Origin of the sequence: Streptococcus oralis (genome assembly GCF_003942875.1) — a bacterium.
GTDB classification, from domain to species: Bacteria; Bacillota; Bacilli; order Lactobacillales; family Streptococcaceae; genus Streptococcus; species Streptococcus oralis_BX.
Genome location: NZ_RMVK01000008.1, coordinates 70,813 through 92,441 on the forward strand (window position 1 = coordinate 70,813; position 21,629 = coordinate 92,441).

Sequence of the window (21,629 nt, forward strand, 5' to 3'; positions counted from 1 at the left end):
TTATAAATACTTATGTTTTTCTTGTTGTACAAAATAAATTCTGGAATTACTATTTTAGCAAGTAAAGTATATTTTTAATTTTTATCTTTGTTCCGACTTGTCACTTTGAGGGTATAGTCATTGTATTCTTCTTGTAATTCACTAAAGTAATTTGGCTATATTTCAGCAAATGAAGAGAACTCATTATTAAATGTTAGGTGGCTATTCTAATTATCTAAACAGAGAAAAGCTTAGAAATCAGGAAAGAGTTTAGATAATCTTCTCAAATACCATTGTGGCTTGGATACGGTCGCCACTGCCTAGTCCTTTGCTTCCATCATTGGCGGTTGTGATGGTATGCAGGCGATAACCTTTTGAAGCTTGTTTATTGATAACATCTTCTAATTCTGTAAGGTTTCCTGATCCAGTGCCGAAAAACTTTTCTTTCAAAGTTACCTGAAGGACAACGTAGTGTAGTCCATTTACTCCAGATGCGGTAGAAAAACTACCTTCTTGTTTTACAGTGTCAAAAAATCCCATGGGGGTTACTCCTTTTCTTTGTCTCTCTCAGATAGTTTTTGAACTAAATCAAAAGCTATTTTTTTATCATAGTCATTTAAAGAAATATAGTTGATTAAAATATCTGCAAAATTTGTATTGTTCTCTTTATCAGCATTTATTAGTTCTTCAATTGTAAACATATACGATGGGATATGATTAAGCAATCCTTTTCCAAAATTGTTATACTTTACAGGATTATTTATATGTTCTTCAACGTTTTTGTACGCTGAACTAAGTTCATTTATTTTTTCAATATCTATATCATTAAGTAATTTTTTAAATTCGTTACTTTGGATTATTTTTAAAATATTTTGTTCATCTTCATGTCCCAATAAGTGGCCAACGCTTACCCCAAAGTGGTTAGCGAGTAGCTGGGCTTTATCTGGTTTGATAGTATGTTTATTATTTTCCCAATTAGATATCACCATTTTGGATATTGGTTTTTCGTTTTCTTTTAGTTCTTTATTTATTATTTGAGCTAATTCATCTTGAGTTATTCCCTCTTTGGTTCTTAGAATCTTTAGCCTATTTTTTATTGTTGACATTTTATCACCTCAGTTAAATTATAACCGCTAAAAAAACTTTTGTAAAGTTTTTATTTATTTTCTCTTGACAAGTAAAGAAAAACATTATATACTTGGTCTAAGTAAAGATAAACTTTACAAACAAGAAAGGAGGGAACTGTATTGCTTATCACCTCAACACAAGCAAAAGCAATTCGCCGAAAGCAAGCGGACAAGAATTTGACTGCTAAAAGAGCCAGCGAGGAAATTGGAGTGAATCCAATTACTTACAGGAAAATCCGAGACGGAGGCGAAGTAAAGCCTAGCATTTACCAAAAAGCCATGCAGTGGCTTGCTGAAGATTACTAGAAAGGGGCATAAGACAGAGTCTAGAAATATTTTGCTTGCTACCTATGGCAGTATCAAGGGTTTGTAGGGGTTTATTCTCTCCTAAATTTTCCCTACCTCAATGATTTACTTTGGTACTGTTTTAGGTGGCAAGCACTGACAAAAGAAGAAAGGAGCGAACCAATGGAACTGGTTTATATGGACGGCAAGAAAGAGCCGTATACTACGAGCGAGATTATCGCTGAATGTGCTGAAGTACAGCACCATACTATTACACGCTTAGTCAGAGACAATAAAGCTGATTTTGAAGCGTTGGGAATACTTGGATTTAAAATCCATAAATTAGATAAGAGAGGGCAACCGAAAAAAATCTATCTTCTGAATGAGCAACAGGCAACCTTGCTGATCACTTATCTAAAGAATACCGAACCAGTACGGCAATTCAAAATGAACCTAGTCAAAGCATTCTTTGAAATGCGTGATGAACTTTCTAAACGCTATCTTCAAAGGGAACTAGAAAAGCCAAAGCGCAAGACCTTAACTGAAGCTATTCAAACATGGGAGAAAGCCCCCAAGCATGCCTATAGTACTCTTACAAACTTACTACTAAAGGGAGTGACAGGGAAGAATAAAGCGCAACTCATGAAGGAGCGAGAAAGTAAGAACGGTATTGATGGCTTGACAAGTGCAGAACTGACAAACTACCAACGTTTGGAAGATATGGCAATAGCTATGATTAACTTGAATAGGGGGTATTCAGAAATTAAGGAATTAATTTTTAAAGTATAGGAGTATAGAAAATGGAAAATGATTTTAAGACAGTTACAAATGCCAAAGGGTTAGAAATTCCCAAGTATTCCAAGGATTTTAAAAAGCTAGTTGAGAAAGACAGACAACTAGCCGAATATCTTTGTATGAACTACGAGAACTTGGACAGTGAAGACCTGGGCGCATTTCTTGAAACAGTAGAACAGGGAATCAGTTGGATTCTAGATCTTATCGATAGTAAAGATTTGATTTATAAACCAAAGTTAGGTAGTAATCATGCAAAAAGAAAATAAAAAAATCACTTGCTCAAATTTTAGACGAGGCGAGCAAGCGACACAATTCAGAGTATAGAAATTTTTTCTATGCTTTGATTATAGCAAAAAATATCTATTCTATCAAATACATAAAGAAAAACCGAAGAGCAGGCAAGCAATTAGAAAAGGTTTTGAAAATCAAGTGCTGACAGGGTGATTCTAAGGCCTTGTTTAGCTGAAAGGTGGGTAATTTACTCACGAAACACGGCTACAAGCGTTCGCCAACTTGGGGCAATCGCCCAGCGTTTGGAGTGGTGAAGCATACCATATAGAAAACAGGCAAGAAAAAGGACAAGGAAAGGCTAATGGAGAAAAATATGACTCTAGATCTAGATAACATGACACAATCAGAATTTGACAACCGAATTACTGAAATCAAGGATAGAAATCCGAACCTCTTTCAGTTCATCATTGACTTTTTAGATGATAAAGTAACTCCAGAAGAGGTGTACGACTTTCTAAAGATGGAGCGAAGCTATCAAGTAAATTATATCAAGAATTACAAAGCGAGGGCATAGCATGAATGAACTAGAATTAAGCAATACGCAGTCTATTGTCTTTACTTTGCTACTGCTTGGCCTACTACTTTATCTAAACCGCCGAGACCGCAAAAAAAGCGCCCAAATCGAGCGAGAAAGTACACAGACGATAGAAACAACTAGCGAGGATTTAAGCCCTGATTATGGGCGATATATTCAGCTTGCAGCGGTTAAGCCATGGGGGTACTAATATGTTTGAAAAAATGATTGAAGATTTAAAGTCTAAGATTTTGGAAGCAGTGGAACGGTATTTAAAAAGCCATGAGAAAGTACCTCAAAAAAGATTAGATTTGATCAGTAAGGTGGAACTAAAGGAAGAACTGGGCATAGGAGATAAAACCTTGATAAAATGGGAAGGTGCAGGACTACCGCAGTATATACCGCCTATTGAAGATACTAGAAAAGCGTATTATAAAATCTCAGACGTTTTAAAGTTTTTGGGGGTAGATGATGGCAAAGACTAAAGTATATTTTTGGTTGAAAATTGATAAGAAATTTTTTGACAACCTATTTATTAAGCGACTAAAAAGTATGCCTGGTGGCTATACCATGACAGTGATCTATATGCGCATGATGTTAGAAAGTCTTGAAAGTGATTGTATTCTGTATTACGAAGGGTACTTTGAAACCTTAAAAGAAGAACTGGCCTTGAAATTAGATGTTTCTGAAGATGATATATCTATGACTATAGCTTATTTTACGCAATGTGGCCTGATTCAGATTGATGAAGATAAAAATGCCGAGTTAACACAAGCAAAAGCTTTGGTACAACAAGAAACAAACCACGCTGCATATATGAGAAGCTACCGCAAAGAGCAACAAGAGAAAGAAAAAAATCTTACATTGTTATCTAATAATTTTACAACGTTATCTACATGTAAGACAGAGAAAGAGATAGATAAAGAGAAAGAGTTAGAGCAAGATTTAAAGTTAGATATAAATAAAGAGTATATAGTCGAGGGAACCTCGCCTAATGAGAAAAGCTCATCTTTCACTTTTCCTACTTGGCTTGAAGAAACAGCTATAAAAGATTTAGAGAAAACAAAACATAAAGAACTTTGGATTCCTATTGTTTATCTGAATCAAGTAGCTAATAAGAGGTATAAGTTTGTTGATAAGACAAAAAGGCTTTTACTAGCACGATTCAAAGAAGGCTATACACTTGAAGATTTTAAACAGGTGATAGATATTAAAACGGCAGAATGGAAGGATAGTCCTGAATTTTCTAAATATCTGAGACCAGAAACACTTTTCGGATCTAAGTTTGACGGTTATTTGAATCAAAAGCCTAAAACAATAAAAGGGAAGTCTGAAGACAACTTCCCAGACCTACCATTTTAGGAGTTGCAAAGATGAAGGAACAATTTAAAGAATTTAATAACAGAAAAATATCGGATAAGGTTTGCGATATTCACCAGGTAAATTACTGGGAAATTTCTGTACCAGTGTTAGGGAGTTCAGAAAGAAAAGTACAAGCATTTTGCCCGGAGTGTGTGAAGGGAGAGATTAAACAAAAAGAGAAAGACCTATTGCAGCAGTTCGAGGACAGGCAAGCTTACTTTAAAACTTATGATGTGTTAATGCGTGATAGCACGATTCCTAACGAGTTGAAGGGGGCAACGTTTGATAATTTCTTTGTTAAGACGACAGAGGAGCGTCAGATGTTAGAGTTTGTAAAGGGGCAAGTCCAGAAGTACCTTGCAGGTATGACGGGAAATACTTTAATCAGTGGTAGCACAGGAATAGGAAAAAGTCATTTATCTCTTGCCTTGGCTAAAGAAATCAATGAGAGTTTTAGGGAGAAGCACGAGCCTAAGAGTGTCTTGTTTGTCAGCTTAACCGAGATTATCAAGCAGATAAAAGAAGGCTGGGCTTATGGAAGAAATGCAAACTTAACAGAGTATGAGGCGGTTAAAAAGTTAGTTGATGTAGATTTTCTAATCATCGATGACCTGGGGGCAAAAAATGGGACAATCTCTCCTAAGAGCGATTGGGAACAGGATTTCTTGTTTGATATTATCAATAATCGAGAAACTACGATTTTCAACACGAATCTAGATAGCAGTGAACTGCGAACAGTTTACAATGCTAGAAACTCAAGTAGGATTTTGAAAGGTTTAGAAGGGAACACTTTCAAGGCTTTCACGATCAAAGATAAGAGATACACTATAAACACAGTGAGGGGAGAATATCAATGAATGATGATAAAATGCGATTTGCAACAGAAAAAGGCTTTGTTGTCTACGAAAAATGTGGTATAATAGAGATAGAAAAAGTTCCAAGTTTTGGAGAAATTACTTTATTCTACTCAGATGGGAAATTTACTCATCTAGTCAAAAAAGAAACTAAAAAATAAGTCTATTGAGAACAACTCAGGGACATACCGTAAAGCATCTAATGCTAGAGGTATGTCCCTTTTTGTTTGCATAGAAAGGGGGCGAGGGTGATGTCAGGAGATACTTCTTTAGGGTATGTAGTAGCCAATAAGTTTTCTATGGATCCAGATAAAAGACAGAAAATCTTTTCTCAGTGTAAAAAAGAAGATGATAGCTTAGAACAACGGAAACAAGAAATACTAGAAAAATATGCTAACAAACAAGACAAATCAAAATCTAGAAAAAATGATGCTAAAGGCTCGGAGAGTCATAAAAGAAAAGCTAAGAGCAAAGAATTTTAGAAAAAATTATAAACAAAAATCAGATATTAAAAGATAAAGGAGCAAAAAATGACAACTAACTTAGTTAAACAAAAAGAAAATTTAGAAGCTTATATCCGAAGTACAGGTTATAACACTAGAGGGATGAACGTAGAAAATAATCATGTACTCATTGAAAAACCAATCCTTGATAGTTATGAAGATGAACATCAACGTAAAGAGCTGGTTGATCTAGTAAATGTTATTGAGACTCGTACCCGTGGTGGGAAGTATGAAGTAACTGACTTTGAATCTGATTCATTACAAGAAGTTAGCGAAAATTCGGTTGAGAGAACAGAAGCAGATAAAAAGAAAACTATCAGCGTTGATTACTTAGTTAAATTATTCAGTGGAAAACTTGATTTTTCACAGGAACAATTAGATGATGGCCAATATAATTTAACGGATTTTCTTGGTAAGAAGATTATTAAATTAAAACGTAGAACACGAAATAGAGAGATTGGCAAAATTCTCCAAACTGCGAAAGTGCAGACTGCTACAAGTATGGACGACTTGAAATCTATTGTTTCTTTAATCAATCCAGAGCGCAATGTATCTATGGTTGTTAGTCAATCACTATTTAGTGTCTTAGAAAAAATGAAAGATACTTCAGGAAATTATCTTCTTAAAGTTGATAAAGAGACAGGAACAAGTGAAACATTCTTTGTAGATAACTTTTTAATTGTAGATGATACAACCTTAGGGAATAAAGGTGACAAAAAAGGCTTTATCGGAGATCTAGAAAATTTTGTTACTTTGTTTGACCGAAAGAAAGATACACTTAGCTGGGTGAATGCGAATGACTATTTTGGAAAACGGTTGATTTTACATACCCGTTTTGATGTAAAAAAAGTTGAAGAAGATTGTGGTTACTTTATTCAATGGAACTAGGAGAAAGAAATGGATATTAATCAAGTATTTGAAACACTGGATGATCTAGATAATAAAAAAAGTAAGATTAATTCAGCACGAGAACAGTTAAGCGAAAAAAGGAAGAGTCTTTTAGGCAATCAAACAGTTTCATTTGAGAATATAGATTCTTTTTTGTCAAATAACTTAGAATCTTTAGAAAAGCTGGAAAAGATGGAAAAAGCTATTAATTCTCTTCAGGAAAAATATAATAGTGATTTTTCAGAAGCTAAAGCAGTCATCTTTGAATACATTTTTAAAGAAACTAAGCAACGGATGGAAACTAAGAAGATCTATAAACAATACCGAAAGAAACTTAGACGAATTCTGGACGCATATGATGAAATTCAAGAACTAAAGAAGGATGTAGAAGAAATCCATGCAGGTGTAGTCAGGGAAATAAGTCAGAAACATTCTCTATTGCTATATCGAACGGAAGTAAGTCCGCGTACTGTCTTACCATTCTTAAACCCTGATATTAGCGGGTGGATGAATTTTTATAAGGAATATCGGGACATTAAAGAGTATTTAGAAAAATAGGGAACAAATTAAGTAAGGCTAGTGATATATGGCTGAAACAGAAGAGATATCGCTAGTCCTACTTTTATGCTTTACTAAGTTTCACATAACAAAGTAAGCATAAACTGAAAAGAAGTAATAGCTTGAAAGCAAGGTATATCAGGGGTTTACAGAATGGAGTGAGTTTCACAGAATGTAAGATATGAGAAACTGAGGGGATAAATTAAAGAAATTTCCCTTGAACTTGTCATATTGAAGAGTTGTCAAACTTAAAACAATGATACCTGGTAAGTGGAGTGTTGGAAGGCTTTTAGCGCTTTTTGTCAGTTTGACAGAATTTACAATTTGACAAATTGAAAGATAAAAAAAATTTTTAAATTTAAGTGGAGGTACTTGCCTATGTACGAGTTGAGTAACAGAGACCTGGACGGGATAGATATTGAGTTAGGACGATATAGAACGCTTGCTAATAAAATTTATTTGAGAAGACAGGAACTGATACATAATAAGAAACATAGCACTGAAGATTATACTGGTGGGAAAGGCAAGACAGTATCTAGTCCTACCGAAGCGACAATCATTAGAATTGAAGAAGACCAAACACTAAGATATTTAGAAGGCTTTAAACTAGTTGTAGATACCTTGATGGAAAACTTAATTGAAAGTGATCTAGTAATTTTTAAAATGAGATATTTAGAAGCTGGTGCGACTTGGGAAGACGTGGCAGAGAAACTAAATAAAACTACTCGTTATATAAATAGCCGTAGAAAGGTAATCGCTAAAAGATTTGTGGAATTGAAAGGATATTGACTCCCCCCACCTTTAAAAAAATCTTTCTGCCCAGTAGGGTACCGGTGAAGGGAACTTTTTCCAAGTCGGAGCACTTCAGACAAAAAGGGGGTAAAAACTTATTGTTTTTAGAAAAAAGTATTAGTTTTTCTAAAATAGAATTGAGATGAAACTATTTTTCTGAAATAAGACCTAATTTTCAATTGATAAATGAATTGATTATGTCATTTATTTTTAAGATTTCTTCCAATAATAGTTTTTGATACTCTTTAAAATTTTTTGAGGAATGAAATTCAATCAGTTCTTCAAAGAATTTCGGGGGATTGGTAAATATTTGTAATGGGACATTTGAAATTTTATAATGAAATATATTATTTCTAAAATCTTGTCGGAAGTTAAAAACTTTTTCTTTGCGATCAAGGATATCAACAACTTTCTCCCGTTGGAAATCAGGAAATAAAGAGCTTTCCTTATTAAGAATCAAGCGTAAGGCTGTAATACTAACTAAATAGCATTGGCTTAGCGAGCGTGTAAAAAAGTAATTTTTTGATTTTAAGACACTTGGCATAATATGTACTACAAAATTATTCTGGCATAATATGTTAAATAAGAATAACTGAGTGCCCGTAGGCAGAACTCCTGTTAAAAAATTCCTTCTTTTAGATTCAAATAAGAAAAAATCACGTTGTTCAAAGTTTTCAATTTTAATATCCTGGATTGTAGGCTTCTTAATAGTTTTTTGATTTACTGAATTAATTAAAGTTCCTAAAGCTTTGCTAAATTCAAAAAATAAATCAGTAGCTCTTTTATCAAAATAGGAAATATCCTTTTTATCAGTTTTCGATAAAATACTTTCTAGGTAAATATGATATTGGTTAGTGTTAGCGTATGGAATTTCGTTGAAGTAATATACCCCTAAATCATGTTGTCCAAAAATATTGATTACGAGTTTTTGAAATAAATTGTAATTTTCTACCATTTGTGAATAAAAGCGTCTCTCTATTTCAAGTATCAGTTTGTTAGCCTTGCTAAATTTTTTATCAGAGTATTGCTTATAACTCACTCGGACACTAGATATTATTTTTTGAAATTCCTGTTCTCCAATATTTGGAAAATCACTATGAACATCTCTGGGTAAAAACTTTAGTATTCCATCACAGAGAGATGATACAAAAGGAAGGATACCTATTGATAGTTCTGGATAAACTGTCTTATCCAAACTTACAATATTTTCAAGCAGTTGCCTTACTTCAGCAACTTCATCAAGTAGGATTGAAAAAGAAATCATTTCTATCTTATCCATGTTAATCCTTTCAGAAAGTTATTGTTTATATTATAGTTATTGTAACATTATTATTGATAATTGATTAGATGAATAAAAAAGCACCTTCAAAGGTGCTAGTTCTTGCCTGCTGAACTCGTAAATATTACGCCCTTTTTAGGGCTCTTTTTGTGGACTTTTTTAGGAACTTTCAAGAAAAACTAAGGCGATTTAATGCCTAAATGTTTTTAAAGAAAGTCAGTATTTTCAAGGCCTGAGCTCTAAAAATTTGACTTATAGAGTGTTAAATGATAGTATAGTCAAAGATAGTCAAGGTTCAAAGAAGGAGTTTGATTTACTATGAGATTTAAAAATACATCAGATCATATCGAAGCCTATATCAAGGCGATTTTAGACCAGTCTGGTATCGTGGAATTGCAACGGAGCCAGTTAGCAGATACCTTCCAGGTTGTACCGAGTCAGATCAACTATGTCATCAAGACTCGTTTTACAGAAAGCAGAGGTTACTTAGTTGAGAGCAAGCGTGGTGGTGGAGGCTACATTCGCATAGGGCGTATTGAGTTTTCCAGTCATCATGAGATGCTCCGCGATTTGCTTTACTCGATTGGTGAGCGGGTTAGTCAGGAGATTTATGAGGATATTCTCCAGCTTTTGGTGGAGCAAGACTTGATGACCAAGCAGGAGATGACCTTGCTGACTTCTGTAGCAATAGATCGTGTCCTAGGGGAAGAATCCTCAGTTGTCCGTGCCAATATGCTCCGACAGCTATTACAAGAGGTAGATAGAAAAGAGAAGTAAGATGAACTATTCAAAAGCATTGAATGAATGTATCGAGAGTGCCTACATGGTTGCGAGCCATTTTGGAGCTCGTTATCTAGAGTCTTGGCATTTATTGATTGCCATGTCCAATCACAGTTACAGTGTGGCAGGTGCGACTTTAAACGATTATCCTTATGAAATGGATCGTTTAGAAGAGGTTGCGTTGGAACTGACTGAAACCGACTATAGCCAAGACGAAACCTTTACAGAATTACCCTTTTCCCATCGTTTGGAGGTTCTCTTTGCGGAAGCAGAGTATGTAGCCTCAGTGGTCCACGCAAAGGTACTAGGGACAGAGCATGTCCTCTATGCGATTTTGCATGACGGCAATGCCTTGGCGACTCGCATCTTGGAGAGAGCAGGCTTTTCTTATGAAGACCAGAAAGATCAGGTCAGAATTGCTGCTCTTCGTCGCAATCTAGAAGAGCGTGCAGGATGGACAAGAGAAGATCTCAAGGCTTTGCGTCAACGTCATCGTACAGTAGCTGATAAGCAAAATTCCATGGCCAATATGATGGGCATGCCTCAAGCTCAAAGTGGTGGTCTAGAGGACTACACGCATGACCTGACGGAGCAAGCGCGTTCTGGCAAGTTAGAGCCAGTTATCGGTCGCGACAAGGAAATCTCACGTATGATTCAGATTTTGAGTCGAAAGACCAAGAACAATCCGGTCTTGGTTGGGGATGCGGGTGTCGGGAAAACAGCTCTAGCACTTGGACTTGCTCAGCGTATTGCTAGTGGGGGTGTACCAGCTGAAATGGCCAAGATGCGCGTTCTAGAGCTTGATTTGATGAATGTCGTTGCAGGGACACGTTTCCGTGGAGATTTTGAAGAGCGCATGAACAATATCATCAAGGACATCGAGGAAGACGGCAAAGTGATCCTCTTTATCGATGAACTCCACACCATCATTGGTTCTGGGAGTGGTATTGACTCGACTCTAGATGCGGCCAATATCTTGAAACCAGCCTTGGCTCGCGGAACTCTGAGAACAGTTGGTGCAACCACTCAGGAAGAATACCAAAAACACATCGAAAAAGACGCAGCTCTTTCTCGTCGTTTTGCAAAAGTGACGATTGAAGAGCCAAATCTAGCTGACAGTATGACTATTTTGCAAGGCTTGAAGGCGACCTATGAGAAGCATCACCGTGTGCAAATTACAGATGAAGCCGTTGAAACGGCTGTCAAGATGGCGCATCGTTACTTGACTAGTCGTCACTTACCAGACTCTGCCATCGATCTATTGGATGAAGCGGCAGCAACAGTGCAAAACAAATCTAAGCATGTGAAAGCAGACGAATCCGACTTGACTCCAGCTGACAAGGCTTTGATGGATGGCAAGTGGAAACAAGCGGCCCAGCTAATCGCAAAGGAGCAGGAAGTCCCTGTCTATAAAGACTTGGTAACAGAATCTGAAATTTTGACCACCTTGAGTCGCTTGTCAGGTATCCCAGTCCAAAAACTGACGCAAACGGACGCCAAGAAATACCTGAACTTGGAAGCGGAACTGCACAAACGTGTCATCGGTCAAGATCAAGCTGTTTCAAGTATTAGCCGTGCCATTCGTCGCAACCAGTCAGGAATTCGCAGTCACAAGCGTCCGATTGGTTCCTTTATGTTCCTAGGGCCGACAGGAGTCGGTAAGACCGAATTGGCAAAGGCTCTGGCAGAAGTTCTCTTTGATGACGAATCAGCCCTTATCCGCTTTGATATGAGTGAGTATATGGAGAAATTCGCAGCTAGCCGTCTCAATGGAGCACCTCCAGGCTATGTGGGCTACGAGGAAGGTGGGGAGTTGACCGAGAAGGTTCGCAACAAACCCTATTCCGTTCTCCTTTTTGATGAGGTAGAGAAGGCCCACCCAGATATCTTTAATGTTCTCTTGCAGGTTCTGGACGACGGTGTCTTGACAGATAGCAAGGGGCGCAAGGTTGATTTTTCAAATACCATTATCATCATGACGTCAAACCTTGGTGCGACGGCTCTTCGTGATGACAAGACTGTTGGCTTTGGTGCTAAAGACATTCGTTTTGACCAGGAAAATATGGAAAAACGAATCTTTGAAGAGCTGAAAAAAACTTATCGACCAGAGTTTATCAACCGTATTGATGAAAAGGTGGTCTTCCACAGCTTAGATAGCGAACACATGCAAGAAATTGTCAAGATTATGGTGAAACCATTGATTGCTAGCCTAGCAGAGAAAGGCATCGATTTGAAATTACAAGCTTCGGCACTGAAGTTGCTAGCTAGCCAAGGTTATAATCCAGAAATGGGAGCTCGCCCACTTCGCAGAACACTGCAAACAGAGGTGGAAGATAAGATAGCTGAGATCCTCCTCAAGGGAGAACTGGTAGCAGGCAAGACTCTCAAGATTGGTGTCAAAGCTGGTCAATTAAAATTTGATATTGCTTAAAAATGGAGAGTCAGGAGTATTCCTGATTCTTTTTTTCTACTTTTTTATAAAAAATGATAAAAAACTATTGACAAAACAAAAATATAGTATATAATAAAAACATAGAAAATAAAAATATCAAAAATTATAAAAAGGTAAAACGTTTATGAAAAAGAAAACAGCAGTGGTATTTGGGACCTTTGCCCCTCTCCATCAAGGGCATATCGATCTGATCCAGCGAGCGAAGCGTCAGTGTGACCAGGTCTGGGTAGTCGTTTCAGGATACGAGGGAGACCGAGGTGAGCAGGTAGGTTTAAGTCTTCAAAAACGATTTCGCTATATTCGAGAGGCTTTTCGTGATGATGAATTGACCTCTGTCTGCAAGCTGGATGAGACCAACCTTCCCCGTTACCCTATGGGCTGGCAGGAGTGGTTGGACCAGATGTTAGAGGAGATTTCCTATGATGAAACCCAGCAAGAACTGACTTTTTTTGTAGGAGAAGCAGACTACCAGCAAGAGTTATCTAAGCGTGGATTTGGCACCGTCTTGCAAGAAAGAAAGTTTGGTATCTCAGCGACTATGATTCGAGAAAATCCAAGCAAATATTGGAAATACATCGCTCAACCCTTCCGTCGTCAGTTTACCAAGAAAGTGTTGATTATGGGAAGTGCTAGCAATGGGAAGACCACTCTGGCCAAGGATTTGGCAAGGTATTACGATGCACCCGTTAGTCTGGAATACGCGCGTGAGTACCAGATCAAAAACAATGTCCGCGACGATGAATTGACTCCAAAGGATTACTACTATCTCCTGTTGGGACAGTATGACCAGACCTCCAAGTTAATCGACAGCAATGCCAATCGAGGTCTAGTGATAGCCGATACCAACTCCTTGGTAACCAAGGGCTACTATGACTATTATATGGAGACAGAGGACCAAGGGGACTTATCAGGAGAAACCTTTGACAATCTCTTTGCCTCTATCTTGGCCAAGGAAAAATGGGATTTGATTCTCTTTGTGCAACCTGTCGGTTCCTATGTCAATGACGGATTTAGAGATATGACCATGGCAGAAGACCACATTCGCTACAGTTTTTCCCAGCATTTGGACCAGATGAGGGAGCGATACTTAACCACCATTCCTTTAGTTTATCTAGCAGAGGATTATCTAGGCAATTATGAAGCAGCAAAAGTGGCTATTGATGCCATTTACCAAGCAGATTAGGAGAAAATTATGAAAACAGTAACTAAAAAAATCACACAATTTATCGAAAACTTTAACAATGTCCATGCTGAAGCCCGCAAGATTGGTTTTGCAGGAATCATGCGCCTGCTATGGAAAGATCTCTTTGTCGGCCGTAGTCTTTTCCAGTGGTTGTATCTCATCGCCTTGTCAAGTGTTCCCTTGATCTTAGAGTTCACGCAAAATACAGAAAGCCATGACTGGTTGAGCTTGTTTGCATCTTGGACTGGGATTGTCTGTGTTATCTTGGTAGCAGAAGGGCGTGCAAGCAATTATCTTTTTGGGGCCATTAACTCGGCTATCTACTTGATCTTGGCCATGAATGCGACTTTTTATGGAGAAGTTTTGACGACTGTTTACTTCTTTGTCATGCAGCCGATTGGTCTCTATGCTTGGTTGTCCAATCGTATCAATGAACAGGAAAAACCAGAAGAATCCCACTTTGAAGCTAAGAAATTATCTGTTCTTGACTGGCTCAAGTACTTAGCCTTGACCGCCATTATCTGGATTGGTATGGGCTTGGCTTACCAAAGTATCAATAGTGCTCGCCCTTTCCGTGATAGTGTTACCGATGCGACCAATGGTGTTGGTCAGCTCTTGATGACACGTCTCTACCGTGAGCAATGGATTTTCTGGATTGCAACCAATCTCTTTAGTATCTACCTCTGGTGGGGTGAAAATATCCACATCCAAGGGATGTACTGGGTTTACACACTCAACAGTCTAGTGGGTTGGTACCAATGGACTAAGGCAGTTCGAAAGGAGGCATAAGATGGCAGATACGATGATTCCAGCCGGGATGACGGAAAAAGAATATTATGAAATCCATGCCAGTCAGGAGGAGTTTTTAGACTGGTACTACAATCAGGAACTCCCTCAATATGAAAAACCAAGTGTGACAGTAGATATGGTAGCCTACTGCTTTGTCGAAGGAAAGATCAAGCTCCTGCTGATCCGTCGCAAGGCTCACCCTTATCAAAACTGTTTGGCTTTGGTTGGAGGCTTTATGGACAAGGGAGAAGATGCTGCACATGCCTGTCAGCGCGAGGTGAGAGAAGAAGTCAATCTGGATCTACCTTTGGAAAAAATCGAGCAATTAATGACCGTATCGACCCCTGGGCGTGATCCGCGGGGCTGGACAGTGACCATTGCCCACTTGGTGTACCTGCCTAGTCGTGCCTTAGACCTCGTTCAGGCAGGTGACGATGCCAAGGATGTCGTTTTTGTAGATGTCGATTTCCAGACAGGCAAATGCTTCCAAGATGGAGTGGAGCTGGAGGAGCAAGCCTTCGCCTTTGACCATTATGCCATTATCCAAGAATCCATCAAACGAATCCAAGGCCGTCTCGACTGGAACCCGACCTTCCTCTATCTGCTGGAGGAGGAGTTCACTGTCTACGAAGGAACCGAACTAGTCAATCTCATCAATCCTGGTCGCCCAATCGTCAGCAATAACTTTCTCGTAAAATACGGCGAATATGTAGAAGAAGTCGGACTCAAACGAGTACCCAAAAAGAAACCAAGAAAAACTTATCGATTGAAATAAAGAGGTCGGGAACTTTTCCCGACCTTTTTATTTATCATCATTTTTTATGAATGGTTATCTTTCTTAGGATTACTCAACATGTGAGTAAAGAAGTCTTTATATCGATACTTGAGATAGTTCTCGTGCAAAAATAACAAAGCGATATAAACAATCATAAAGATTATAGTCAGATAGAAGACATCAAATGCAGTTCGCGCATAGTAAGTGGCTGATTGATAAGAGCCAATAGCTCCCAAAATCAACCAAGGAAGATACTTGTAATACTTATTTAGCATAAGAGTGCACCTCCTATATTCTATTTCAATGTTATTATATTCCTTTATCTAATGCAATGCAAGCGATTACACAAGAGCGATGCAAAAATAGGACTCTTATCTAAAAAATTTTCTATTTTTTCGTTTCGATTACGAATAGAAATAGTAGAGAGAAATTTTTTTAAATAGTTTCTCTAAATAGTTGACAGATTCAAGGTCCAATGTTACAATTATATTACAAAAAGATTTCTTAACATTTCAAAAATGTTACAAAGGAGTAGAAAAATGAAAAAGAAAACCTATATCAAATTGATGGCAGCGACTGTATTGACTTCTACCTTGCTACTGGGAGCTTGTGGAAATAAAAACGAATCCACTCAAACCAGTAGCTCTGCAAAAACAAGTCAATCATCAAGTTCTAAAGCAGCTTCTTCTAGCAAAGAAAGCAAGACACAAAAATCTTCAAGCTCAGCTTCATCTGAAAAGGCTCAGGCATCTTCTGGTCAGTCTTCTACAACGGCAGATCAGTCACAAGCGAAACCAGCACCTGAATCAAGACAAGAACAAGCAGCTCCTAGTCAACAAGCCCCTTCTCAGGCTCCATCAACTCAGCAAGGCTCTCAAACTCAGTCTAACCAGTCAGGCTACGATCCAACAACTGACCGCAATCTTCAAGACAAGCAAGCAGAACACAACAAACGCTACAAGGGTGTTTTAACCATGGTCGATGGTGATTTCTCAGCAGCTGCAGGCAACTGGAAGGGAGCAAATGGCGAAACTATTACGGTTTCATCAGGGGGCCAGTTTACAGTAGAAACTGCAGATGGAAAGAAAGAAAACTATTCTATCAGAGGCTACTCTTACACTCTTGATGATGGCAAGTATAATGCCAAAATCGGTGGCGGAAAAATCATCCAAATTACAACAGGTGCGGATGGTAAAGTTTCAAGCGTTGCCTTGATTCAATAATAGTATCTAGGTTTTCCTAGGAGCTAAAAAACCGTAAACTCCAAGCGAGTTACGGTTTTTTCTATTATGCTTTGTCTAATTGCAAGAGGGCTTCAATCTCTGCTAGGGTGCTAGCTTGTGAAATGGCTCCACGAAGTTTGGCAGCGCCAGATGTCCCCCGGAGGTAGTGAGGAGCGAGTCCACGGAATTCACGAACGGCTATGTTTTCTCCTTTGAGGTTAATCAAGCGTTTCAAGTGTTCGTAAGCAATTTTCATCTTGTCTTCAAATGTCAGGTCAGGGAGAATTTCTCCAGTTTCAAAGTAGTGGTTGATCTGGTTGAAGAGGTAGGGATTTCCCATGGCTGCACGGCCAATCATGACAGCGTCAGCACCGACTTCTTCGATACGCTGTTTGGCTTCTTGTACTGTACGGATATCACCATTTGCGATAAATGGAATCTTGGTCAGAGCTTGAGCAACCTTGTGAAGAGTCTCAAGGTCTGCGTGACCTGTGTACATCTGTTCGCGGGTACGGCCATGCATGGCAAGGGCAGAGACACCTGCAGCCTCAGCTGCGAGGGCATTCTCCACGGCTAGGGATGGATCAGACCAGCCGGTGCGCATTTTGACAGTGAGGGGGATATCAAGGACAGATTGGACCTTGTTGATAATAGAGTAGATCTTGTCTGGATCCTTGAGCCACATAGCGCCAGCTTCGTTTTTCACGATTTTGTTAACTGGGCAGCCCATGTTGATATCAACGATATCAGTCTTGGTATTTTCCTGGATGAATTCTGCTGCGCGTGCGAGGCTGTCTTCGTCGCTACCAAAGAGTTGGATAGAAACGGGGTTTTCGCCTTCATCGATATGAAGCATATGTAGGGTTTTTTCGTTGTTGTATTGGATTCCCTTGTCAGAGACCATTTCCATGACAACGAGTCCAGCTCCGAGCTCTTTTGCGATGGTACGAAAGGCTGAGTTTGTCACGCCAGCCATGGGTGCTAAAACAGTACGATTGGGAATCTCAACATTGCCAATCATAAAGGGTGTATTAAGATTTGTCACGAATGAGTTCCTCCAGGTCGTTTTCATCAAAGTTATAAGTTGTTTGGCAGAATTGACAAGTGATTTCTGCCCCGTGGTCTTCCTCTTTCATTTCCTGTAAGTCTGAGCTTGGAAGGCTGGCAAGAGCGTTCATAAAACGGTCTTTGCTGCAGTCACATTGGAAACGGATTTCTTCTTCAGATAGACGTTTGTAAGATTCGTCACCATAGATGGCCATGAGAAGGGCTTCGATATGGTCATCGCTTTCCAGAAGGGTTGAGATAGCTGGCATTTCTTGGATGCGTTTTTCAAAGTGAGCAATCTCTTCTTCCTTGGCCCCTGGCAATACTTGGAGAAGGAAACCTCCGGCAACTTCGACCTTGTCGTCTTTATCCAAAAGAACATTGAGGCCGACTGCTGAAGGGGTTTGTTGGCTTTCAGTCAGGTAGTATGCCAAGTCTTCACCGATTTCCCCAGAGATGAGGGGAGTCATGGAGTTGTAAGGATTTCCAGTACCATAGTCTGTGATAACGAGAAATTGACCGTTTCCAACAAAAGGTCCGACTAGGACTTCACCCGTTGCAGTCTTTTTGATGTCAACACCTGGATTTTGAACGTAGCCCTTGACGTTGCCTTTGGTATCTGCGACCGTGATGATGGCACCGAGAGAGCTTGTTCCAAGAACTTTAACCGTTAGCTTGGTATTTCCTTTTTCATTGGCTGCGAGAATCTGGCTAGCGATAAGAGTACGACCAAGTGCAACAGTTGAACTGGCTTGAGTTTGATGTTTTTCTTGAGCAGTGCGGACGGTTTCAGTGCTATCAAGGACAAAAGCACGAAAGGCTCCGCTTTCTGATATTGTTTTAATAATTTTATCCATAGCTACTATTTTAGCATAAAAATGCCCAAAGGGGGAGTCGTGTGTTTGCTGTTTCTGTGGAATAATGACGAGGAAATCAACCTTAAAATAAAATGAGAAACAGATTATTTCAGCATTTGAAAGATTTATGCTATGCTTGTAGGAGAAAATGAAAGGGGTAACAAATGTATTTAGGTGATTTGATGGAAAAAGCCGAATCTGGCCAATTTTTAGTCCTTTCCTTTCTATTACAAGATTCGCAGACAACAGTCAAGGAAGCCATGGAAGAAACAGGATTTTCAAAGGCGACCCTAACCAAGTACATTTCTCTGATTAACGAAAATGCCTTGGAAAGAGGACTAGAGCTGACCATCCACTTGGAAGATGAAAATCTGCGTTTGTCGATTGGTGCAGCTACCAAGGGAAGAGAGATTCGGAGCTTGTTTCTAGACAATGCCATTAAGTACCAAATTTTGGTTTACCTTCTCTATCACCAACAGTTTCTAGCTCATCAGTTGGCTCAAGAATTGATGATTAGCGAGGCCACGCTTGGTCGCCACTTAGCTAGTCTAAATCAGATTTTGTCAGAGTTTGACTTATCCATCCAAAATGGCCGTTGGCGAGGTCCGGAGCATCAGATTCGCTATTTCTATTTCTGCCTTTTCCGCAAGGTCTGGTCCAGTCAGGAGTGGGAAGGTCACATGCAGAAAGCTGAGAGAAAACAAGAGATTGCTACCCTAGAAGAAATCTGCGGTGCTAGCTTGTCTTCAGGTCAGAAATTGGACTTGGTTCTCTGGGCTCACATCAGTCAACAGCGTCTTCGGGTCAATGCCTGTCAGTTTCAAGTCATAGAAGAAAAAATGCGGGGGTATTTTGACAATATTTTCTACCTTCGTTTGCTTCGAAAGGCTCCGTCCTTTTTTGCTGGGCAACATATCCCTCTAGGAACTGAGGATGGTGAGATGATGGTATTCTTTTCATTTCTCCTTTCCCATCGTATCTTACCCCTTCATACTATGGAGTATATCCTTGGTTTTGGAGGGCAATTAGCCGACTTGCTGACGCAATTGATTCAAGAGATGAAGAAGGAGGAGTTGCTGGGGGACTATACAGAGGACCATGTCACCTATGAACTCAGCCAGCTTTGTGGTCAAATTTATCTATACAAGGGCTATATCTTGCAAGATCAGTACAGATACCAGACAGAGAATCGCCATCCCTATTTGCTGATGGAACATGATTTTAGAGGAACTGCAGAGAGAATTTTTCATATTTTGCCTACCTTTCAACAGGGGACGGATTTGGATAAGAAAATTCTCTGGGAATGGCTCCAGTTGATAGAGTATATGGCAGAAAATGGTGGTCAGCATATGAGGATTGGTTTGGATTTGACATCTGGTTTCCTTGTCTTTTCTAGGATGGCTGCCCTTTTGAAACGGTATTTGGAATACAATCGTTTCATTACTATTGAAGCCTATGATCCCAGTCGACATTATGATTTGTTGATTACCAACAACCCTATTCATAAGAAAGAACAGACTCCGATCTATTATTTAAAAAACGACTTGGATATGGAGGATTTGGCAAAGATTCGTCAGATGCTCTTTGCCTAAAAGACCTGAGTTTTCAGGTCTTTTTTGTGAAATTCGCACAATCTCCTCACATTTTTTTAAAATTTAAAAAAAATTGATGAACAAGAAAGCGCTTTATTTTGTATACTAGTTACTGTAAAGAGGAACCCCCTCAAGATTTTATCAGGAGGACAGCACATGTCACAAGAAAAATACATCATGGCTATTGACCAAGGAACAACCAGTTCTCGTGCCATCATTTTTAACAAAAAAGGAGAAAAGGTCAGCTCTAGTCAAAAAGAATTCACTCAGATTTTTCCTCAAGCAGGTTGGGTTGAGCACAATGCCAATGAAATTTGGAACTCTGTTCAGTCAGTTATCGCGGGTGCTTTCATCGAAAGTGGTGTGAAACCAAGTCAAATCGAAGCCATCGGGATTACCAACCAGCGTGAAACAACTGTCGTCTGGGATAAGAAAACAGGGCTCCCTATCTACAATGCTATCGTTTGGCAATCACGTCAAACTGCTCCTCTGGCTGAACAACTAAAAAGCCAAGGTTATGTGGAAAAATTCCATGAAAAGACTGGTTTGATTATCGATGCTTACTTCTCTGCTACCAAGGTTCGTTGGATTTTGGACCATGTAGAAGGCGCTCAAGAGCGAGCAGAAAAAGGAGAATTGCTCTTTGGTACTATCGATACTTGGTTGGTTTGGAAATTGACTGACGGTGCAGCTCATGTGACCGACTACTCAAATGCAGCCCGTACCATGCTCTATAACATCAAGGATCTTAAATGGGATGATGAGATTTTAGAAATCCTCAACATTCCGAAGGCTATGCTTCCAGAAGTTCGTTCTAACTCTGAAATCTACGGCAAGACTGCTCCATTCCATTTCTACGGTGGGGAAGTGCCAATTTCAGGTATGGCTGGGGACCAACAGGCAGCACTCTTTGGACAGTTGGCCTTTGAACCAGGGATGGTCAAGAATACTTATGGAACAGGTTCTTTCATCATTATGAACACTGGTGAAGAGATGCAGTTGTCTGAAAACAACCTTTTGACAACGATTGGTTATGGAATCAACGGTAAGGTTTACTATGCCTTGGAAGGTTCTATCTTTATCGCAGGAAGTGCCATTCAGTGGCTTCGTGATGGACTTCGCATGGTTGAAAATTCACCAGAGTCTGAAAAATATGCTCTCAATTCTCACAACAATGACGAAGTTTATGTCGTACCTGCCTTTACAGGTCTAGGGGCTCCATACTGGAATCAAAATGCTCGTGGTTCGGTCTTTGGCTTAACTCGTGGAACAAGCAAAGAAGACTTTATCAAGGCAACCTTGCAGTCTATCGCTTATCAAGTACGTGACATCATCGATACCATGCAAGTGGATGCTCAGACAGCTATCCAAGTCTTGAAGGTGGATGGTGGTGCAGCAATGAACAATTTCCTCATGCAGTTCCAGGCTGACATCTTAGGAATCGATATTGCTCGCGCTAAAAACTTGGAAACAACTGCCCTAGGTGCAGCCTTCCTAGCAGGATTGTCAGTGGGCTACTGGAAGGACTTGGATGAGTTGAAACTCTTGAACGAGATAGGAGAACTCTTTGAGCCATCCATGAACGAATCGCGTAAGGAACAACTTTATAAGGGCTGGAAGAAGGCTGTGAAAGCAACGCAAGTCTTTGCGGAAATCGATGACTAATACTGGAAGAATAAAGCGACTCAGTTAGAAAGTGTGTAA

General features: G+C 39.3%; 27 protein-coding genes. 21 read left to right on the forward strand and 6 right to left on the reverse strand.

Translation table 11 applies throughout. The features are described from left to right. Positions 1 to 249: 249 nt before the first annotated feature. Both D8844_RS09200 and D8844_RS09205 read right to left on the reverse strand, forming a co-directional pair. Positions 250 to 519 (reverse strand): DUF4177 domain-containing protein, encoded by a 270-nt coding sequence (locus tag D8844_RS09200; RefSeq protein ID WP_125423582.1) that lies wholly within the window; start codon positions 517 to 519, stop codon positions 250 to 252. A 5-nt stretch (positions 520 to 524) separates the two neighbouring features. Next, entirely contained in the window at positions 525 to 1,085 is a 561-nt protein-coding gene (locus D8844_RS09205; RefSeq protein ID WP_049487577.1) for a helix-turn-helix domain-containing protein, read from the reverse strand. Positions 1,086 to 1,226: 141 nt separating this feature from the next. On the opposite strand from D8844_RS09205, the gene D8844_RS09210 reads away from it, so the two are divergent. The 13 genes from D8844_RS09210 to D8844_RS09270 all read left to right on the forward strand — a co-directional run bounded on the left by D8844_RS09210 (position 1,227) and on the right by D8844_RS09270 (position 7,945). Next, positions 1,227 to 1,412 carry a hypothetical protein gene (locus D8844_RS09210; protein WP_000909284.1) on the forward strand — a complete coding sequence of 62 codons (186 nt, stop codon included), beginning with the start codon at positions 1,227 to 1,229 and terminating at the stop codon, positions 1,410 to 1,412. A gap of 162 nt (positions 1,413 to 1,574) precedes the next feature. Then, entirely contained in the window at positions 1,575 to 2,180 is a 606-nt protein-coding gene (locus tag D8844_RS09215) for a Rha family transcriptional regulator (RefSeq protein WP_060806005.1), read from the forward strand. Positions 2,181 to 2,191: 11 nt separating this feature from the next. Beyond that, complete coding sequence (locus D8844_RS09220) at positions 2,192 to 2,452, forward strand: hypothetical protein (RefSeq protein WP_125423585.1); 261 nt, start codon at positions 2,192 to 2,194, stop codon at positions 2,450 to 2,452. A 338-nt stretch (positions 2,453 to 2,790) separates the two neighbouring features. Further along, positions 2,791 to 2,991, forward strand: coding sequence for a hypothetical protein (locus tag D8844_RS09230; RefSeq protein ID WP_049490570.1), 201 nt, complete (start codon positions 2,791 to 2,793; stop codon positions 2,989 to 2,991). A gap of 1 nt (position 2,992) precedes the next feature. Next, entirely contained in the window at positions 2,993 to 3,202 is a 210-nt protein-coding gene (locus D8844_RS09235; protein WP_049490556.1) for a hypothetical protein, read from the forward strand. Position 3,203: 1 nt separating this feature from the next. Beyond that, positions 3,204 to 3,476, forward strand: a complete 273-nt coding sequence (locus tag D8844_RS09240) for a hypothetical protein (RefSeq protein WP_049490554.1) — start codon at positions 3,204 to 3,206, stop codon at positions 3,474 to 3,476. Then, entirely contained in the window at positions 3,463 to 4,353 is an 891-nt protein-coding gene (locus tag D8844_RS09245) for a putative phage replisome organizer (RefSeq protein WP_125423588.1), read from the forward strand. Before D8844_RS09240 ends, D8844_RS09245 begins: the two co-directional genes overlap by 14 nt. Before the next feature lie 11 nt (positions 4,354 to 4,364). Then, positions 4,365 to 5,210 carry an ATP-binding protein gene (locus D8844_RS09250; protein ID WP_125423591.1) on the forward strand — a complete coding sequence of 282 codons (846 nt, stop codon included), beginning with the start codon at positions 4,365 to 4,367 and terminating at the stop codon, positions 5,208 to 5,210. Further along, positions 5,207 to 5,368, forward strand: a complete 162-nt coding sequence (locus D8844_RS10430; protein ID WP_162837499.1) for a hypothetical protein — start codon at positions 5,207 to 5,209, stop codon at positions 5,366 to 5,368. Before D8844_RS09250 ends, D8844_RS10430 begins: the two co-directional genes overlap by 4 nt. Positions 5,369 to 5,458: 90 nt before the next feature. Further along, on the forward strand, positions 5,459 to 5,689 hold the full coding sequence (locus D8844_RS09255; protein ID WP_049518857.1) for a hypothetical protein: 231 nt from the start codon (positions 5,459 to 5,461) through the stop codon (positions 5,687 to 5,689). Between the two features lie 48 nt (positions 5,690 to 5,737). Continuing rightward, positions 5,738 to 6,598, forward strand: coding sequence for a phage major capsid protein (locus tag D8844_RS09260; protein ID WP_049509664.1), 861 nt, complete (start codon positions 5,738 to 5,740; stop codon positions 6,596 to 6,598). Between the two features lie 9 nt (positions 6,599 to 6,607). Continuing rightward, complete coding sequence (locus tag D8844_RS09265) at positions 6,608 to 7,156, forward strand: hypothetical protein (protein ID WP_049518856.1); 549 nt, start codon at positions 6,608 to 6,610, stop codon at positions 7,154 to 7,156. Positions 7,157 to 7,534: 378 nt separating this feature from the next. After that, positions 7,535 to 7,945 carry a DUF722 domain-containing protein gene (locus D8844_RS09270; RefSeq protein ID WP_007518096.1) on the forward strand — a complete coding sequence of 137 codons (411 nt, stop codon included), beginning with the start codon at positions 7,535 to 7,537 and terminating at the stop codon, positions 7,943 to 7,945. Positions 7,946 to 8,123: 178 nt separating this feature from the next. Here the strand turns inward: D8844_RS09270 and D8844_RS09275 are convergent, their stop codons facing one another. Further along, on the reverse strand, positions 8,124 to 9,227 hold the full coding sequence (locus tag D8844_RS09275) for a hypothetical protein (protein WP_049518855.1): 1,104 nt from the start codon (positions 9,225 to 9,227) through the stop codon (positions 8,124 to 8,126). Positions 9,228 to 9,545: 318 nt separating this feature from the next. Between D8844_RS09275 and D8844_RS09280 the strand changes: the two genes are divergently transcribed. The 5 genes from D8844_RS09280 to D8844_RS09300 all read left to right on the forward strand — a co-directional run bounded on the left by D8844_RS09280 (position 9,546) and on the right by D8844_RS09300 (position 15,206). Then, positions 9,546 to 10,004 (forward strand): CtsR family transcriptional regulator, encoded by a 459-nt coding sequence (locus D8844_RS09280; protein ID WP_049518854.1) that lies wholly within the window; start codon positions 9,546 to 9,548, stop codon positions 10,002 to 10,004. A 1-nt stretch (position 10,005) separates the two neighbouring features. Continuing rightward, positions 10,006 to 12,438, forward strand: coding sequence for an ATP-dependent Clp protease ATP-binding subunit (locus D8844_RS09285; RefSeq protein WP_125423593.1), 2,433 nt, complete (start codon positions 10,006 to 10,008; stop codon positions 12,436 to 12,438). A 145-nt stretch (positions 12,439 to 12,583) separates the two neighbouring features. Next, positions 12,584 to 13,642: an AAA family ATPase gene (locus D8844_RS09290; protein WP_125391515.1), complete on the forward strand. Its 1,059-nt coding sequence runs from the start codon at positions 12,584 to 12,586 to the stop codon at positions 13,640 to 13,642. A gap of 9 nt (positions 13,643 to 13,651) precedes the next feature. Next, positions 13,652 to 14,431 (forward strand): nicotinamide riboside transporter PnuC, encoded by a 780-nt coding sequence (pnuC, locus tag D8844_RS09295; RefSeq protein ID WP_125423596.1) that lies wholly within the window; start codon positions 13,652 to 13,654, stop codon positions 14,429 to 14,431. 1 nt (position 14,432) lies between these two features. Then, complete coding sequence (locus D8844_RS09300; protein ID WP_125423599.1) at positions 14,433 to 15,206, forward strand: NUDIX domain-containing protein; 774 nt, start codon at positions 14,433 to 14,435, stop codon at positions 15,204 to 15,206. A gap of 44 nt (positions 15,207 to 15,250) precedes the next feature. Here D8844_RS09300 and D8844_RS09305 read toward each other — a convergent pair whose 3' ends face one another. Beyond that, on the reverse strand, positions 15,251 to 15,481 hold the full coding sequence (locus tag D8844_RS09305; protein ID WP_125423602.1) for a hypothetical protein: 231 nt from the start codon (positions 15,479 to 15,481) through the stop codon (positions 15,251 to 15,253). A 264-nt stretch (positions 15,482 to 15,745) separates the two neighbouring features. Between D8844_RS09305 and D8844_RS09310 the strand changes: the two genes are divergently transcribed. Next, entirely contained in the window at positions 15,746 to 16,429 is a 684-nt protein-coding gene (locus D8844_RS09310; protein WP_125388539.1) for a hypothetical protein, read from the forward strand. A 64-nt stretch (positions 16,430 to 16,493) separates the two neighbouring features. On the opposite strand, the gene dusB is transcribed toward D8844_RS09310, so the two are convergent. Beyond that, positions 16,494 to 17,474, reverse strand: coding sequence for a tRNA dihydrouridine synthase DusB (dusB, locus tag D8844_RS09315; protein ID WP_185756315.1), 981 nt, complete (start codon positions 17,472 to 17,474; stop codon positions 16,494 to 16,496). Continuing rightward, complete coding sequence (hslO, locus tag D8844_RS09320; protein WP_125423604.1) at positions 17,461 to 18,333, reverse strand: Hsp33 family molecular chaperone HslO; 873 nt, start codon at positions 18,331 to 18,333, stop codon at positions 17,461 to 17,463. The genes dusB and hslO overlap by 14 nt, the downstream gene beginning before the upstream one ends. Before the next feature lie 164 nt (positions 18,334 to 18,497). On the opposite strand from hslO, the gene D8844_RS09325 reads away from it, so the two are divergent. Both D8844_RS09325 and glpK read left to right on the forward strand, forming a co-directional pair. Beyond that, complete coding sequence (locus D8844_RS09325) at positions 18,498 to 19,925, forward strand: AcpB/EbpR/MafR family transcriptional regulator (RefSeq protein WP_125423607.1); 1,428 nt, start codon at positions 18,498 to 18,500, stop codon at positions 19,923 to 19,925. Between the two features lie 156 nt (positions 19,926 to 20,081). Next, on the forward strand, positions 20,082 to 21,590 hold the full coding sequence (gene glpK / locus D8844_RS09330) for a glycerol kinase GlpK (RefSeq protein WP_125423610.1): 1,509 nt from the start codon (positions 20,082 to 20,084) through the stop codon (positions 21,588 to 21,590). Positions 21,591 to 21,629 lie beyond the last annotated feature (39 nt).